This window comes from Streptomyces sp. NPDC007983 (genome assembly GCF_042958345.1).
Lineage (GTDB): Bacteria > Actinomycetota > Actinomycetes > Streptomycetales > Streptomycetaceae > Streptomyces.
Genome location: NZ_JBIBJI010000013.1, coordinates 26,579 through 41,041, shown reverse-complemented (window position 1 = coordinate 41,041; position 14,463 = coordinate 26,579). Strand labels below are relative to the sequence as shown.

At 72.7% G+C, this 14,463-nt stretch carries 10 protein-coding genes; 8 read left to right on the top strand and 2 right to left on the bottom strand.

The annotated features are described in order from the left end of the window. Nucleotides 1–138 precede the first annotated feature (138 nt). From ACFZCY_RS31585 to ACFZCY_RS31565, 5 genes are all read left to right on the top strand, one after another. A complete protein-coding gene (locus ACFZCY_RS31585) occupies nucleotides 139–1,506 on the top strand; it encodes an extracellular solute-binding protein (protein ID WP_391180880.1) in 1,368 nt (455 codons plus the stop codon). 23 nt (nucleotides 1,507–1,529) lie between these two features. Further along, a complete protein-coding gene (locus ACFZCY_RS31580) occupies nucleotides 1,530–2,903 on the top strand; it encodes an ABC transporter permease subunit (RefSeq protein ID WP_391180878.1) in 1,374 nt (457 codons plus the stop codon). Continuing rightward, nucleotides 2,900–3,781 carry an ABC transporter permease subunit gene (locus ACFZCY_RS31575; protein WP_391180876.1) on the top strand — a complete coding sequence of 294 codons (882 nt, stop codon included), beginning with the start codon at nucleotides 2,900–2,902 and terminating at the stop codon, nucleotides 3,779–3,781. The genes ACFZCY_RS31580 and ACFZCY_RS31575 overlap by 4 nt, the downstream gene beginning before the upstream one ends. Nucleotides 3,782–3,972: 191 nt before the next feature. After that, nucleotides 3,973–5,880 (top strand): stealth conserved region 3 domain-containing protein, encoded by a 1,908-nt coding sequence (locus ACFZCY_RS31570; RefSeq protein WP_391180873.1) that lies wholly within the window; start codon nucleotides 3,973–3,975, stop codon nucleotides 5,878–5,880. Further along, a complete protein-coding gene (locus tag ACFZCY_RS31565; RefSeq protein WP_391180870.1) occupies nucleotides 5,853–6,863 on the top strand; it encodes an FkbM family methyltransferase in 1,011 nt (336 codons plus the stop codon). Before ACFZCY_RS31570 ends, ACFZCY_RS31565 begins: the two co-directional genes overlap by 28 nt. Here the strand turns inward: ACFZCY_RS31565 and ACFZCY_RS31560 are convergent. Beyond that, nucleotides 6,844–7,941 carry a serine hydrolase gene (locus ACFZCY_RS31560; protein WP_391180866.1) on the bottom strand — a complete coding sequence of 366 codons (1,098 nt, stop codon included), beginning with the start codon at nucleotides 7,939–7,941 and terminating at the stop codon, nucleotides 6,844–6,846. The genes ACFZCY_RS31565 and ACFZCY_RS31560 overlap by 20 nt on opposite strands. Nucleotides 7,942–8,083: 142 nt before the next feature. On the opposite strand from ACFZCY_RS31560, the gene ACFZCY_RS31555 reads away from it, so the two are divergent. From ACFZCY_RS31555 to ACFZCY_RS31545, 3 genes are all read left to right on the top strand, one after another. Further along, nucleotides 8,084–10,126, top strand: a complete 2,043-nt coding sequence (locus ACFZCY_RS31555; RefSeq protein WP_391180863.1) for a hypothetical protein — start codon at nucleotides 8,084–8,086, stop codon at nucleotides 10,124–10,126. Between the two features lie 136 nt (nucleotides 10,127–10,262). After that, a complete protein-coding gene (locus ACFZCY_RS31550) occupies nucleotides 10,263–10,418 on the top strand; it encodes a hypothetical protein (RefSeq protein WP_391180861.1) in 156 nt (51 codons plus the stop codon). Nucleotides 10,419–10,445: 27 nt separating this feature from the next. Then, nucleotides 10,446–12,449, top strand: coding sequence for a glycosyltransferase (locus ACFZCY_RS31545; RefSeq protein ID WP_391180858.1), 2,004 nt, complete (start codon nucleotides 10,446–10,448; stop codon nucleotides 12,447–12,449). A 1-nt stretch (nucleotide 12,450) separates the two neighbouring features. On the opposite strand, the gene ACFZCY_RS31540 is transcribed toward ACFZCY_RS31545, so the two are convergent. Further along, nucleotides 12,451–14,433 carry a glycosyltransferase gene (locus tag ACFZCY_RS31540; RefSeq protein ID WP_391180855.1) on the bottom strand — a complete coding sequence of 661 codons (1,983 nt, stop codon included), beginning with the start codon at nucleotides 14,431–14,433 and terminating at the stop codon, nucleotides 12,451–12,453. Nucleotides 14,434–14,463: the final 30 nt, after the last annotated feature.

Genomic DNA, 14,463 nt, shown 5'->3' with positions numbered 1-14,463 from the left:
ATTCGGCGTTCATCACGGCCCGGTCACGACCGTGAGTGAACGCCGAAAACAGTATTGCCACGTTGGGTGACCGGGCGTAGGACTGTCGCACGGGACACGACCGCGCGCGCGGCGGTCGGGCATCGGAGGGAAACGGGGATGCAGAAATCGCTTCGCAGGAAGCGGAAGAAGCGAGCGGCACGAGCCGCGCTGGCCGCGGCGTCGGCGGGAGCGCTCATGCTCACCGCCGCGGGCTGCGGCGGCGACGACGGGGACACGGTCAGCGGTGGCCCGCCGCCGGTCACCGTGAAGCTGCCTCAGCTGAAGGGCCAGAAGCTCCAGGTCACCGCGGTCTGGACGGGGACGGAGCAAGAGAACTTCACCAAGGTGCTGAAGGAGTTCGAGAAGCGCACCGGCGCCAAGGTCTCCTTCGTGCCCAGTGGTGACGACATGGCGGGCTTCGTCGGCTCGAAGGTCGCGGGCGGCTCGCCGCCGGACGTGGCGATGGTCGGCCAGGTCGGGGTCATGCGCGAATTCGCGCAGAAGGGCTGGGCGAAACCGCTCGACGCCGCCGCCAAGGCGGAGGTGAACAAGAACTTCGCCAAGGGCTGGCAGGAACTCGGCTCGTACGACGGCAAGCAGTACGGGGTGTATTTCAAGGCCAGCAACAAGTCCCTGCTCTGGTACAACACCTCGGCCTTCGACTACGCGGGCGCGAAGGTGCCGAAGACCTGGAACGAATTCCTGGCCCAGGCCCAGCTGATCTCGGATTCCGGCACCGACGCGGTCGCGGTCGGCGGCCAGGACGGCTGGACGCTGACCGACTGGTTCGAGAACGTCTATCTCTCCCAGGCGGGGCCGGAGAAGTACGACCAGCTCGCCCAGCACAAAATCAAATGGACCGATCCATCGGTCAAGAAGGCCCTGGAAACGCTCGCCCAGCTGTGGGGCGCCAAGGGCCTGGTCGCGGGCGGCCGCGGCGGCGCACTGCAGACCGCGTTCCCGGATTCGGTCACCAAGGCGTTCGGCAACGCCGCCGAGCCCGAGGCGGGCATGGTCTTCGAGGCCGACTTCGTCGCCGCCAACGTCCAGGACGCGGGCGCGGAACTCGGCGGGGACGCCAAGGTGTTCCCGTTCCCGGCGGTGGGCGCCAAGCCACCGGTGGTGACCGGCGGCGACGTGGGCGTGGCTCTGAAGAACAGCAAGGCCGCGCAGGCACTGCTGACGTTCCTGGCCTCGCCCGACGCCGCGACCATCTGGGCCCAGTCCGGCGGGTTCATCTCGGCGAACAGACACGTCAAATTCAGCGCCTATCCCAATGACCCGATGCGTGACATCGCCAAGGCGCTCATCGCGGCGGGCAATGACTTCCGGTTCGACATGTCCGACCAGGCCCCGGCCTCCTTCGGCGGAAAGCCCGCCCAGGGCGAGTGGAAAGCGCTCCAGGACTTCCTCAAGAACCCGAGGAACGTCGAAGGAATCCAGCGCCAGTTGGAAGCCGATGCCGCCAAGGCGTACAAGAACTGACGACTCGACCGGGAGATCCACATATGTCGACCGCGACAGCGGGCGGCGCGGCCACACCTGGCCGGGCATCGTCCGCCCCACCGGCCACTCCGCACGTCGCCAAGAAGAGGAAGAGCGTTCTGGGCACCCGGCCCTGGCTGGCGGCGGTGTTCCTGCTGCCCGCGCTGGTGCTGCTCGGAGCGCTCGTCGTCTATCCGATCGGCTACTCCGTCTACCGCAGCTTCTTCGACGCGAGCGGCAACGGCTTCGTCGGCCTGGACAACTACACGGAGATGTTCTCCGACGACGCGACCAAGACGGCGATCAAGAACAACATCATCTGGCTGATCCTGGCCCCCACCATCTCCACCGCGCTCGGCCTGATCTTCGCCGTGCTCACCGAGCGGGTGCGCTGGGCCACCGCGTTCAAGCTGATCGTCTTCATGCCGATGGCGATCTCCATGCTGGCCGCGGGCATCATCTTCCGGCTGGTGTACGAGCAGGATCCGGACAAGGGCGTGGCCAACGCCATGTGGGTGGGCGTGCATGACTCGTTCAGCGCCTCGCCGCCCTTCCCCGGCGCCCATCCACGCCCGGCCGCCGGGCTGACGGAGTCCGCAGGCGGCTCCTTCACCACCCAGGACACCGTCCGCGCCGGGTCCCCCGCCTCGATTCCGCTGGTCGCCGCCAAGCGCGACGACATCAGCGGCGCGCAGGACGCCAAGGCCGCCCGGCCCGAGGCCGGGAAGGTCACCGGCACCGTCTGGTTCGACTTCACCAAGGGCGGTCTGGGCAAGGAAGGCGCCATCGACAAGGGCGAGAAGGCGATGGCCGACCTCAAGATCGAGGCGGTCAAGGACGGCAAGGTCGTCGCCAAGACGACGTCGGCCGCGGACGGTACGTACACCCTCCCCGCCAAGGCCGAGGGCGCCCAACTGCGGCTGCCCGCCTGGAACTTCTCCGCGCCGTACAACGGCATCGACTGGCTCGGCCCGTCCCTCGTCACCCCCGCCATCATCGGTTCGTACGTCTGGATCTGGGCGGGCTTCGCCATGGTGCTCATCGCGGCGGGGCTGGCGGGCGTACCGCGTGAGCTGATGGAGGCCGCGCGGATGGACGGCGCCAACGAGTGGCAGGTCTTCCGGCGGGTCACCGTGCCGCTGCTGGCACCGGTGCTCTCGGTCGTCGTCGTCACGCTGATGATCAACGTGATGAAGATCTTCGACCTGGTCTACATCATCGCGCCGGGACCCTCGCAGGACGACGCCAACGTCCTCGCGCTCCAGCTCTTCCAGTCGTCCTTCGGGACCGACGTCAACCAGGGCCTCGGCAGCGCGATCGCCGTGCTGCTGCTGTTGCTGGTGCTGCCCGTCATGTTCGTCAACATCCGTCGGATCCGAAGGGAGAGCCGCCGATGACCAGCGCGGACACGGTCGTACAGACGAAGCGGTCCCCGATCGCGCGGATCGCGGAACGGGCCGGGGGCGGGGTGGTGCAGGTCGCCCTCGTCCTCATCGGGCTCTTCTGGCTGATGCCGACGGCCGGGCTGCTGCTGTCCTCCCTGCGCGACCCCTCGCAGGTGGACATCTCGGGGTGGTGGAAGGTCTTCAGCGACCCGTCGCAGCTGACCTTCGACGCGTACGACAAGCTGCTCAGCAACCAGCAGATCACCGATTCGCTGTGGACCACGCTCGCCATCACCATCCCGGCGACCCTCCTGGTGGTCATCTTCGGCGCGCTGGCCGGCTACGCCTTCGCCTGGATGGACTTCCCCGGCCGCGACTGGTGGTTCCTGATCGTCGTCAGCCTGCTGGTCGTCCCGATCCAGGTCGCCCTGATCCCGGTCGCCAAGCTGTTCGGGGAGATCGGCATCTTCCAGACCACGACCGGAGTCGTGCTCTTCCACACCGCCTTCGGGCTGCCCTTCGCGATCTTCCTGCTGCGGAACTTCTTCGCCGAGATCCCCAGGGAGCTGCTGGAGGCGGCCCGCCTGGACGGCGCGGGCGAGCTGCGGCTGTTCTTCCGGGTCGTCATGCCGCTGGGCGCCCCGGCGATCGCCTCGCTGGGGATCTTCCAGTTCCTGTGGGTCTGGAACGACATGCTGGTCGCCCTGATCTTCGCCGACAGCGGCAACCCGCCGATCACGGTGGCGCTGCAGCAGCAGGTCCGGCAGTTCGGGAACAACATCGACATCCTGGGCCCGGGTGCGTTCGTCTCGATGATCATCCCGCTGGCGGTCTTCTTCGCCTTCCAGCGGCAGTTCGTGCAGGGCGTGATGGCGGGCGCGGTGAAGTAACCCCACCCGACCTGTGGCCCGGCGACCCAGCGGTCGCCGGGCCACCGCCGTCTCCGGGCGGTCGGCGGGGCCACTGGGCCGAACGGGGGCACTTTGGGCGGCGGCCCGCCATGCCGCCGCCCCATCCGGGCGGCGTTCAGATGATGGTGTGAGGAACCACCCGTCCCGCGCCGCCCGCCCCAGGACGCACGATGCCCCTCACCGCACCGCCCGCCGCCCCCCGCCACCCATGGCTCGCCGATCCACCCCTGGTCCGCGGCTACCGGCGTACGGTCCCGCTGCGGATCCGCCGCGCGGTCATCGCCATGACCGGCGCCGACGTGCGCCGCGCGGCCCTGCACGGCCTGGGGCGGCTGTCCCTCGTCTCCGGTGCGCTACGGCTGCGCTGGGCCCGGCGGCGGCTGGACCGGCTGGTCCGTACGGGGCTGCTGTCCGCACCGAATCGCATGGTGATCGCCGACGACCGCGGCACCCGGATCGCGACCGTCGTCCCCACCCCCACCCCGCTGTTCGCGCGCGCCGAGAACCTGCGGCTGGTGTGCGAGGCGCTGGACCAGGCGCGGCTCGACCACTTCGTCGTCCGCTGCTACAGCAACGTCGCCTCCGCCGTGGGCGTCCGCGCGGACCAGCGGGCCGAGGTGGTCGCCGCGCTCGGCGCGCTGTGCGCGAGGGAGGCGGGTTACGTCTCGCCGCCCCCGCGCCGCAAGGGCGGGGCGGGGGCGCTGCGCCTCGGCGCCACGGCGCGAGCCTGGCGGCCACTGGCCACCGCGCCCGTCGTCCGCTTCACCCGCTTCCACACCACCCCGCGCGGGGACCTCGTCCTGGGCTCCACACACGGCTGCGACATCGAGTTCTGGGACCGAGCCCCGGCGGACGCCCCGGGAACCCCGGGAACCCCGGAACCGGCCGACCGCACAGCCACCGGCGGCGCGCCCCTCCTCCACGCCCCCCGCCCCAACCGCACCACCGCCTCCGTACCGCTCGCGGGCGACGCCGTACGCGCGCCGGACCAGCGGTTCACCCGGCTCGCCCCGGCCGAGGGCTGGTCCCCGGGCCCCCTCGTCCGTACCCGCCCCGAGTTCACCACCCGGCTGCCGGACGAGGTCCGCTTTCCCATCGACGTCGTCTACACCTGGGTCGACGGCTCGGATCCGCGGTGGCAGCGGCGGCGCGCCGCCGTAACGGGCGAAGGCGGTGGCTACCACGAGCAGGCCGCCAACGCCGCCCGCTACGCCAACCGCGACGAGCTGCGCTACTCCCTGCGCTCACTCCACCTGTACGCCCCCTGGGTGCGCCACATCTACATCGTGACGGACCGCCAGGTGCCGCCCTGGCTGGCGCTGGACCACCCCGGCATCACCGTCGTCGACCACGAGGAGATCTTCGACGACCTCGGCGTGCTGCCCACGTTCAACTCGCACGCCATCGAGACCCGGCTGCACCACATCAAGGGCCTCGCCGAGCACTTCCTCTACTTCAACGACGACGTCTTCCTCGGCTCGCCCGTCACCCCGCAGGACTTCTTCCTCGCCAACGGCGTCACCAAGTTCTTCCCCTCCCGCGCCCTCATCCCGCTGGCCCCCGCCGACCACCTGGACGTCCCCGTATCGGCAGCGGGCAAGAACAACCGCAGGCTGCTGGAGGGCCGGTTCGGCGCGACCGTCACCCAGAAGATGAAGCACACCCCGCACGCCGTGCGCACCAGCGTCCTCGCCGAGATCGAGCGGGAGTTCCCCGGCCCGATCCGCGCCACCATGGCCAGCCGGGTGCGTTCCGCCTCGGACGTCTCCCTGCCGTCCTCGCTCCACCACTACTACGCGTTCCTCACCGGCCGCGCGATCCCGGCCCAGCTGCGCTACGACTACGTCGACCTGGCCCGGCCCGGCATCCACTCCCGGCTGGCGAGACTGCTGCGCTCGCGCCACTGCCAGGCGTTCTGCCTCAACGACACGGTCTCCTCCGAACACGACCTGGCCGGTCAGCTGGCCCTGCTCCGTCCCTTCCTCGACGCCTACTTCCCCGTCCCCAGCCCGCTGGAGCGGGCCGTGACCCGACAGGAGCCGCGGCAGCCATGCCCCTCGCCATCACCCTCCCGCTGAACCCGGACGTCCTGGCCTCCAGCGGTCCGTACCCCCGCGCGCTCAATGTGCTCAGCCGCAAACAGACCGCCGTCCAGCGGCAGTTGCGCCGCTCCGGCCTCGCGGGCTACGAACCCACCACCCAGGCCACCCTGCTGGCGCTGGCCGGACAGGCCCCGGCGGGCAGCGCGGTGTACGACATCGGGGCGCACATCGGGCTGTACTCGGCCCTCATCGACGCGATCTACGGGCACGGCGGCCCGCACACCATCGCCTTCGAACCCACCCCGCAGACCGCCGCCCTCTGCCGCCGCATCCGCCACTGCAACACCCTGGACTACGAGGTGCAGCAGACCGCGCTCTCCCGCGAACCCGGCACCGCGGAGCTGTACTTCTCCCACAAGTCGGAGTCCTCGAACTCCCTCAACCCGGCCCACCGCAAGCACACCGCATCGGTGACCGTCCCGGTCACGACGGTGGACGCCTTCACCGAGGACCGCGGCCTCACCCCCCACCTCATCAAGATCGACGTCGAGACCTACGAGGCGGCTGTCCTCACCGGCGCCCTCGCCACCATCCGGCGCCACCGCCCCTGGATCATCTGCGAACTCCTCCCCGGCGCCGACCACGACACCCTCCGCACCGCCCTGGCCCCCCTCACCGCCATGGACTACGGCCTGCACCCGATCACCCCGGAGTCCCCCTGGCAGCGCTACGACGAGACCACCTACCGGCAGGCGGTCAGCCCCCAGTCCCGCGACTGGCTCCTGGCCCCCCGCCCCCTCGCCCCCGCCTTCCACCGCGCCGTACGCCGCTGGCTCATCGCGATCCTGGCCTGCGACGAGACGACGAACCTCCTCACCCCCGACAAGGCGTCCTTCCCCTACGCCTGGAACGCCCCCTACCGCCCCCGCGCCCTCCGCCCCGCCCTGACCCGCCTCACCACCGCCGCGACCCTCGCCCGCCGCGCCTTCCCCCGGCCCGTCACCACGACGGCGCGCTGAGCGGCCCCGGCTCGACCGCCTCCGACACCGCGGCGAGAAGGCCCTCGACACCGTCGCCCCAACGGGAACTGACGACCAGATCCCGCGCCGGGTCGGCCCACAGCAGATGGCCGCCGCCGTTGCCGCGGGCGCAGCGCCCGGTGGCCGGGGCGTCCGGCCACACCGTGCGGTGGTCGTTGAGCCACCAGGACAGCCCGTAGTTCGGCTTGACCGGGCACGGGGTCCACATCTGCTCGATCCAGCGGGCGGAGACGACCCGGGTGTGCCCCCACCGGCCGCCGCGCAGGCACAACTGCCCGAGGCGGGCCAGGTCGAGCGCGTTGATCCACAGCCCTCCGCCCCAGTGCGCCCCGCCTGAGACCACCGGCACCCGCGCGCCGTCGAGGTCCGTGAACGCGTTGGCGTAGCCGTGCCAGGACCAGGACGACGACGCCCCGATCGGCGCCATGACGCGCTCCCGCAGGACGTCCGGCAGCGCGCGGCGGAACAGGGCGGTGAGCGCCAGGGCGGTCAGGTTCACCCGGACGTCGTTGTACGCCCACCCCTCACCGGGCGGCCCGCCCGCCGACTCGGTGCCCTCCCGCGTGCTCTGCGCGTCGGCCGACGTCGGCTTCCCCCACAGCTCCCCCTCCCACTGGCTCGTCTGGTCCAGCAGATGACGCCAGGTGATCGCCCGCCCGTGGACGCCCTCGAACTGCGGCAGCCCGACCCGCGCGGACACCGGCTCGTCGAGGATCAGCACCCCGTCGTCATGGGCGATGCCCGCCACCAGCGCCAGCACGCTCTTCGTCGCGCTGTACGCCATCTCCACCCGCGCCGGGTCCCCCCACGACGCGATGACCGCACCCCGCCGGACGACGACCCCGCTCGCGCCCCCGCCGTCCAGCAGCGGCCCGATGACCTCCCGGTGCGAGGCGTCGGCCACCTGGGCGTCGAGGTACGCCGCCATGTCCCCCACCCCGGGCACCGCCCGCTCCCCCTGCTCACGAGCGGCCCGCGCCACGGCCCCCACGTCCACGCCCTCCCAGGGGTCCCCGAAGCCGCCCGTCTCGTCCAGGACCACGCCAGCCTCGCCCATTCCCACCCTCCCCGTTGGAGCCGACTTACCGCACAGACTGCCAGCATCCGAGCGCCATTCGGAGGCCGACAAAAGGCGCATATCCGGCCATTCGCCTAGGGTGCAGTCAGTACGACGCAGCCTCCGCGAAGGGCAACGTGCCATGGATCGCCTCGGTGTCCGGAATCCCCGCGGTCTCGCGGCGTTCGCCGTGGTGGCCGGGGGGATGGTGACGATGGCGGGGGCCGGTGTCAGCGGGGCCGGTGGGGTGTTCGTGGGGGCGGCGGTGGCGGGGGTCGGGGGCGATCTGGCGCTGCAGCGCTGCGCGCCGGGGCTGATAGGACGTCTGGGGCGGCTGCACATCGGGGAGACGCTGCGCTTCGAGCTGCGGTGTGTGCTGCTGCTCCTGCTGCTCGGGCGGATACATGTCACCGGCCCGATCGGGCTGGCGTCGGCGATGGCGCTGGTGCTGTGCCTGCTGGGCGGCCAGGCGCTGCACGCCGCGATATGCACGCTGATCCGCCGTCGGCGGCGGCTCGCGGTCGCGGCGCGCCATGTCGATCTGCGCCGGCTGGGCATCAGCGACCGGCCGCCGCGGCGGCTGACCGAATGGCCGGGGCTGCGGATGCTGGTGTACGAGGTGTCGGCGCTGGCCGGGCTGGGGGCGACGCTGGTCACCGGGGACGCCCGCTGGGTGGTGGCGGGGCTGACCCTGGCGGCCGGGGGGTGTGCGGTGACGGTGCTGGCGCTGCTGCCGTACCTCGTGCGGTCGCTCCGGCTGCCGGGCCCGGCGCGGGTGCTGGCCGAGGTGAACGCCTGGCTGGGGCGGCACCGGCCGGAGACGGTGCTGTACTTCTCCGGGCCGCGGGAGTCCGCGTACCAGGTCGGCATGTGGCTGGAGACGCTGGCCGCGCTGCGCGCCCCGGCGCTGGTGATCCTGCGGGAGCGGCATCTGCTGGAGGGGCTGGCGCCGACCGCGCTGCCGGTGCTGTGCGTACCGGACGCGACGCATCTGCGGCGGCTGGATCTCGGCAGCGTGCGGGTCGCGCTCTATCCGGCGAACGTCGGCGAGAACATCCATCTGCTGCGCGTCCCCACCATGCAGCACGTGTTCCTGGGCGACGGCGACACGACCGCCGGAGTCGATCCGTACAGCAAGGTCTACGACCAGGTGTGGGTCGCGGGCCGGGCCGGGCGGCAGCGGTACGCGGAGGCGGCGGTCGGGGTCGAGGACGCGGACATCGTGGAGGTGGGGCGGCCGCAGCTGGACGGCGTACGGGTCCGGGAGGACGACGACCGCGCCCCGGCGGCGATACCCACGGTGCTGCTCACGGCCGGGGACGAGTCCCTCGTACGGCGGCTGCTGGAGAGCGAGCCGCCGGTGCGGGTCCTCTACCGGCCGCACCCCGCCACCGGCGGCCGCCGGTCCGCCGCACACCGGCGCATCGCCGCGGCGATCAGTGCCGCGAACGAGCGGCGGGCCGGGCGGGAGGCGGACGAGCCCGAGGATGCGCGGGCGCTGCGCGCCGAGGCCGCCCGCTGCCGTACCGAGCTGACGCGACGTATCGCCGCGCACCAGGCGCGGCTGCGCCGGGCGCACGCCGACGAGGCGATGCTCACCCGCGACAGCGCCGCACCCGATCCGGCGCCGCCCGAGGAGGCCAGGGAGCTGAGCGAGCAGTGGCACCGAGCGCACTGGGCGGCCTCACCGCCCTGGTCGCACCAGATCATCGAAGCGGACACCGCGAACGCCCCGGACCTCCGCTCCTGCTTCGACCAGGCCGATCTGCTGATCGGTGACCCCTCCGGCGTGGTCTCGGACTTCATCGCCACCCTCAAGCCATACGCCCTCGTCGACACGGCGGGGCTCGGCGCGCAGGAGTTCCGGCGGCGGCACACCGTGGCCCACGCCGCCTATCTGCTGGGCCCGGAGGACGCCGGGGTGGACGACCTCCTGCGGCTGCTCTTCAACCCCGCCGGGGATTCGTTGCGCGCCGCCCGCCACGAGCTGAGGGCGTATCTGCTCGGTCCCATGACCCCGCCGTCCATCCAGCGCTTCGACGAGGCGGTCGACGCGCTCGCCGCGAAGGGCGAGGCGCTCAACCGGCTGCGCGAACTCCAGACGATCCGCGAGGGAGCACCCGATGAGCATCAGCCGGCCGCACCGTGTTCGTGCGCTCCTTCCGCGCCGCCGCCCGCGAAGTGAACCGGGTCCGGTGCGTCGTACGTCGAACGGGGGCGCCCCGGACGCCGGTCCGTCACCCACCGGCCGTACGTCCCACACCCGTCCCTCACCCCCGGCCCCGACCATGAGCAGCCCCCACCAGGAGTCAGGAGCGATCATGGGAACGCAGCACGTCATAGCCGTCGGCCTCATCCAGGCGCCCACCGACGGCAGATGGGCCGCGGACCGCGACCGCGTCCGCCGCGGCGATCCCCCGCACCGCGGCACCCCCGCACGCACCCGCCCGTCCGCGCCCCCCGGCGACGCCGCCTGAGCCCCACCTCACCCCACCGGAGTCCGCATGTTGCCGCGCACCCCACGCCCCGGCCCGCGCCCCCGCGTCAGCGTGATCGTCCCCGCCCGCGACGCCATGCCCACCCTGACCCGCGCCCTCACCTCCGCCATGGAGCAGACCATAGGCATCGCCCGGCTGGAGATCATCGCGATCGACGCCGGGTCGACGGACGGCACCGCCGAGGAGCTGGACCGGCTGGCCGCCGACTGCCCCGCCCTCAAGGTCGTCCACCAGGAGCCCGGCGGCGGCCCGGGCAGGCCCCGCAACACCGGCCTCGACCTCGCCCGCGGCGACTACGTCTTCTTCCTCGACGCCGACGGTCATCTGGGCCCCGACGCGCTGCGCCGCATGGTCGCCATGGCCGACCAGAACGGCACCGACGTCGTCCTCGGCAAGATGGCCTCCCCCACCGGACGCGGCGTCCCCCGGGCGGTGTTCCGCCACAACCAGCTGCGCACCGACGTCCTCGGCTCGCACGCCTACTCCACCCTCGCCCCCTGGAAGCTGTTCCGCCGCTCCCTCATCGAACGGTTCCAGCTGCGGTTCCCGGAGCACTGCCGTGCCGACGAGGAGCAGCCCTTCACCGCGGCCGCCTACCTCAACGCCTCCGGCATCTCCGTCGTCGCCGACTACGACTGCTACCGCCTCGCCCGCCACGAGGCCCGGCAGAACCCCACCCGCCGCGGCCTCACCGACCGCATCGACGCCATCCGGCTGCTGTTCCAGACCGCCGCCCGCTACACCCAGCCCGGCCCGCGCCGCGACCACGTGATGCGGCGCCACATCCGCCGGGAGCTGTGCGGCGCGCTGCGCGCCCTGCCCCGCGAGGACGAGACCGAGGCCCGGACGCGGTTCTTCCCCGAGCTGCGCCGCTGGGCGACCGACCACTGCTCGGACACGCTCTTCCGTACCCTCACCGCGCCCGAGCGGCTGATGGTCCATCTGCTGCGCACCGGCCGCTTCGACGATCTGCTGAGCGTCATCCGCACCGCCAAGGAGGACGCGCGCCGCGGCCGTCTGGTCGAGAAGGGGCGGGTGTACTGGCTGCACCCGTTCTTCCGCGACCCGGCGGCCGAGGTCCCCGACGACTGCTTCGACGTCACCGACCGGCTGCCGGTCCGCCACCACCTCACCGGCGCGGCCTGGTACGGCGGCTCCACGCTGCGGGTCCGCGGCCGGGCCGAGGTCACGGGCCTGGACGCCGGACCCGAGGACCACACCGAACTGATACTCCGCCACCGCGAGGCCCAGGACGAACTGTGCGTACCGGTCTCGGCGGCGGACAGCGAGGTGGAGGGCGAGTTCGAGGCGGACGTCGACATCGCCACCGCCAACGGCGGCGCCCCGCTGCGCCCCGGCGTGTGGGACGTCTACCTCGACGTACGCGCCGAGGGCGTCAGCCGCACCATACGGTTCGGCAACCGCCACGACGAGGGGCTCGACATCGGTACCGCGCGCCGGGTGGTGACCGCGGGCCCCGGCCTGCGCGCCCGCGTCACGCCGTACTTCACCACCCCGTACGGCAATCTCTCCCTCGACATCGGCCCGGCCCCGCGCGGCGCGCCCTGCGAGGTGACCGAGGCGCTGTGGCATCCGTCCGACAAGGGCACGCTGGTCGTCGCCGGGCGGCTGCTGCCCCCGGGCTCGCCGCCCCGCGACCAGGTGCTGCGGCTGCGCGCCGAGCACACCGACGGCCGCGTCCTGGACCACCCCGTGCGGTACGCGGCGGGCCACCCGGCGGGCGCGTTCACCGCCCGGCTGCCGGTACGCGACCTCGGCCGGGGCCGCTGGACGGTGACGCTCGCCCTCGTCGGCCACGGCGACGGCCCGCCGTGCGCCGCCCCCGTACCGCCGCCCGAGCGACTGCCCGGCACCCGCTGGCTGCGCCGGGGCCGTCCGTACTACGCCAAGCCGCTCACCGGGCGCGGCGCGGCGACCCTGGAGCTGCGCATCGCCCCCGTACGCCTGCTCGCCGCCGTCCGCAACCGCCTCGGCCGCCGTACCCCCTGAGCTACCGGGCCCAGCGGCTCCGGGCCCGCCGCAGCCGCCGCCGCACACCCGCGGCGACCCTGATCGGCGCGACGTCCAGGGCGAGCGCCGGGGCCGACCGCGGGGTGAGGGGCTTGGCGTAGTACGGACGGCCGAATCGGAACCAGCGGGTCGAGGCCAGGTTGCCCACGCACGGCACGACGACGCTGCGGTCCTCCAGGAGCAGCGTCAGCGTCCAGCGGCCCGCCGTCAGCAGCCCGACGGGCAGGAGGGCGGTGAAGTCACCGGAGCCGCCGCCCCGCTCGAACCGGGCCGCCACCTCGCGCACCGCGCCCGCCCCGCTCTCGGCGCGCAGCCGCAGCCCACCCCCGTACTCACCGGTCAGCCGCCCGCCGACGATCAGGACGCTTCTCCTGGCGCCGTGCCACGCGGTCCGGGTCACCTGGCACGGGGCGTCGTCGGGGGCGTGGGCGACCTCGCCGACGTCGAGCGAGAGATTGCCGTACGGGGTGTAGTACGGGACGACCACCACGGGTTCGCCCCGTGGGGTCGTCACGGCGCGCCGGGCCGGCCGGGTGGCCGCACCGGAAGCCCGACCCTCGCGGACGCCGCCGAACCGCACGACGCGGCTGACACCCTGGGCGCGGACGTCGAGGTAGATGTTCCACAGGCCGCGTTCCAGCGGTGCGCCGCCGTCGGCGGTGGCCGGGTCGATGCCGACGGTGAAACCGGACGTCCCGGGGGCGTGTGTCGCGGGCACCCGGATCTCCGGCCGGTCGGCCTCGTACTTGCGCAGGATGACGTCCGTGCCCGGATCGATCGCGTCGATGCCCTCGATGGCGGCCCGGCCGGTCAGCCGCAGCACTCCGCCGTGCCAGCGCGCCGCGTCGAGGTGGTGGTGGACCGGCAGCCGGTCCGTGATGTCGAAGCAGGCGTCGGGGACGTCGGCGGTGTGGTCGCGGAAGAAGGGGTGGAGCCAGTAGACGCGGCCCTTGTCGACGAGGTGGCCGCGCTCCTGGTCCCGCTTGGCGTCGCGCGCGACGGCCAGGACGTCCTCGAAGCGGTCGGTGCGCAGCAGATGGATCAGGAGCCGGTCCGGGGCGTCGATCCGCTGGAAGATGGTGTCGGTCACCCAGGTCCGCGCCCAGCGCCGGAACTCGGGGAAGAAACGCTCCCGCGCGTCCCGCTCGCTCTCGCGCGGCAGCAGCCCCCGCAGCGGACCGCACAGCTCCCACTCGACGTGACGGCGCATGATCTGGTCCCGGCGGGGGCCGGGTTCGAGGTAGCGGGCCACGGTCTCGAAGCACAGCCCGATGCCGTCCATGCGGTGGGCGAGGCCGGACGCGGTGAGGGTGAGGTTGCTGCGGTTCTCGCGGTAGCGGACGTAGTAGCAGTCGTAGTCGGCGACCACGGAGATGCCGGAGGCGTTGAGGTAGGCGGCCGCGGTGAACGGCTTGTCCTCGCAGTTGCGGTAGGGCGGGAAGCGCAGCCGCAGCCGTTCGATGAGGGAGCGCCGGAAGAGCTTCCAGGGGCCCAGGGTCAGATAGGCGTGGGAGGAGAAGATGTCGGTGCGCGGCTGGTTGTGCGAGAAGACGGCCCGGGGCACGGCGCGGCCGCCGACCGAGGCGATCCGGCCGAGCACGATGTCGGTGCCGTTCTCGTCGGCCATGGCGACCATGCGGCGCAGCGCGTCCGGCCCGAGGTAGTCGTCGGAGTCGAGGAAGAACACGAAGTCGCCCCGCGCGCGGTCCAGGCCGGTGTTGCGGGGGCTGCCCGCACAGCCGGAGTTCGCCTGGTGGACGACGTGCAGCGCGGAGCACCCGCGGGCGAGCCGTTCCAGCTCCTCCCCGGTGCCGTCGGTCGAGCCGTCGTCCACCGCGATGATCTCGATCCGGTCCAGGCCGAGGGTCTGCTCCATCGCGGAGGTGACGGAGCGGGTCAGCTCCGGCATGGCGTTGTAGGCGGGGATGATCACGCTGACACGGGGAGGAGACGCTGAGGGCATGACGGGCTCCTGACTCCTGGCTCGGGGGCC

What these genes read in the sequence shown, in the direction of transcription:
- ACFZCY_RS31545 (WP_391180858.1), top strand. Translation starts at nt 10,446, where the DNA reads ATGTTGCCGCGCACCCCACGCCCCGGCCCGCGCCCCCGCGTCAGCGTG.
- ACFZCY_RS31585 (WP_391180880.1), top strand. Translation starts at nt 139, where the DNA reads ATGCAGAAATCGCTTCGCAGGAAGCGGAAGAAGCGAGCGGCACGAGCC.
- ACFZCY_RS31550 (WP_391180861.1), top strand. Translation starts at nt 10,263, where the DNA reads ATGGGAACGCAGCACGTCATAGCCGTCGGCCTCATCCAGGCGCCCACC.
- ACFZCY_RS31580 (WP_391180878.1), top strand. Translation starts at nt 1,530, where the DNA reads ATGTCGACCGCGACAGCGGGCGGCGCGGCCACACCTGGCCGGGCATCG.
- ACFZCY_RS31555 (WP_391180863.1), top strand. Translation starts at nt 8,084, where the DNA reads ATGGATCGCCTCGGTGTCCGGAATCCCCGCGGTCTCGCGGCGTTCGCC.
- ACFZCY_RS31540 (WP_391180855.1), bottom strand. Translation starts at nt 14,433, where the DNA reads ATGCCCTCAGCGTCTCCTCCCCGTGTCAGCGTGATCATCCCCGCCTAC.
- ACFZCY_RS31575 (WP_391180876.1), top strand. Translation starts at nt 2,900, where the DNA reads ATGACCAGCGCGGACACGGTCGTACAGACGAAGCGGTCCCCGATCGCG.
- ACFZCY_RS31565 (WP_391180870.1), top strand. Translation starts at nt 5,853, where the DNA reads ATGCCCCTCGCCATCACCCTCCCGCTGAACCCGGACGTCCTGGCCTCC.
- ACFZCY_RS31560 (WP_391180866.1), bottom strand. Translation starts at nt 7,941, where the DNA reads ATGGGCGAGGCTGGCGTGGTCCTGGACGAGACGGGCGGCTTCGGGGAC.
- ACFZCY_RS31570 (WP_391180873.1), top strand. Translation starts at nt 3,973, where the DNA reads ATGCCCCTCACCGCACCGCCCGCCGCCCCCCGCCACCCATGGCTCGCC.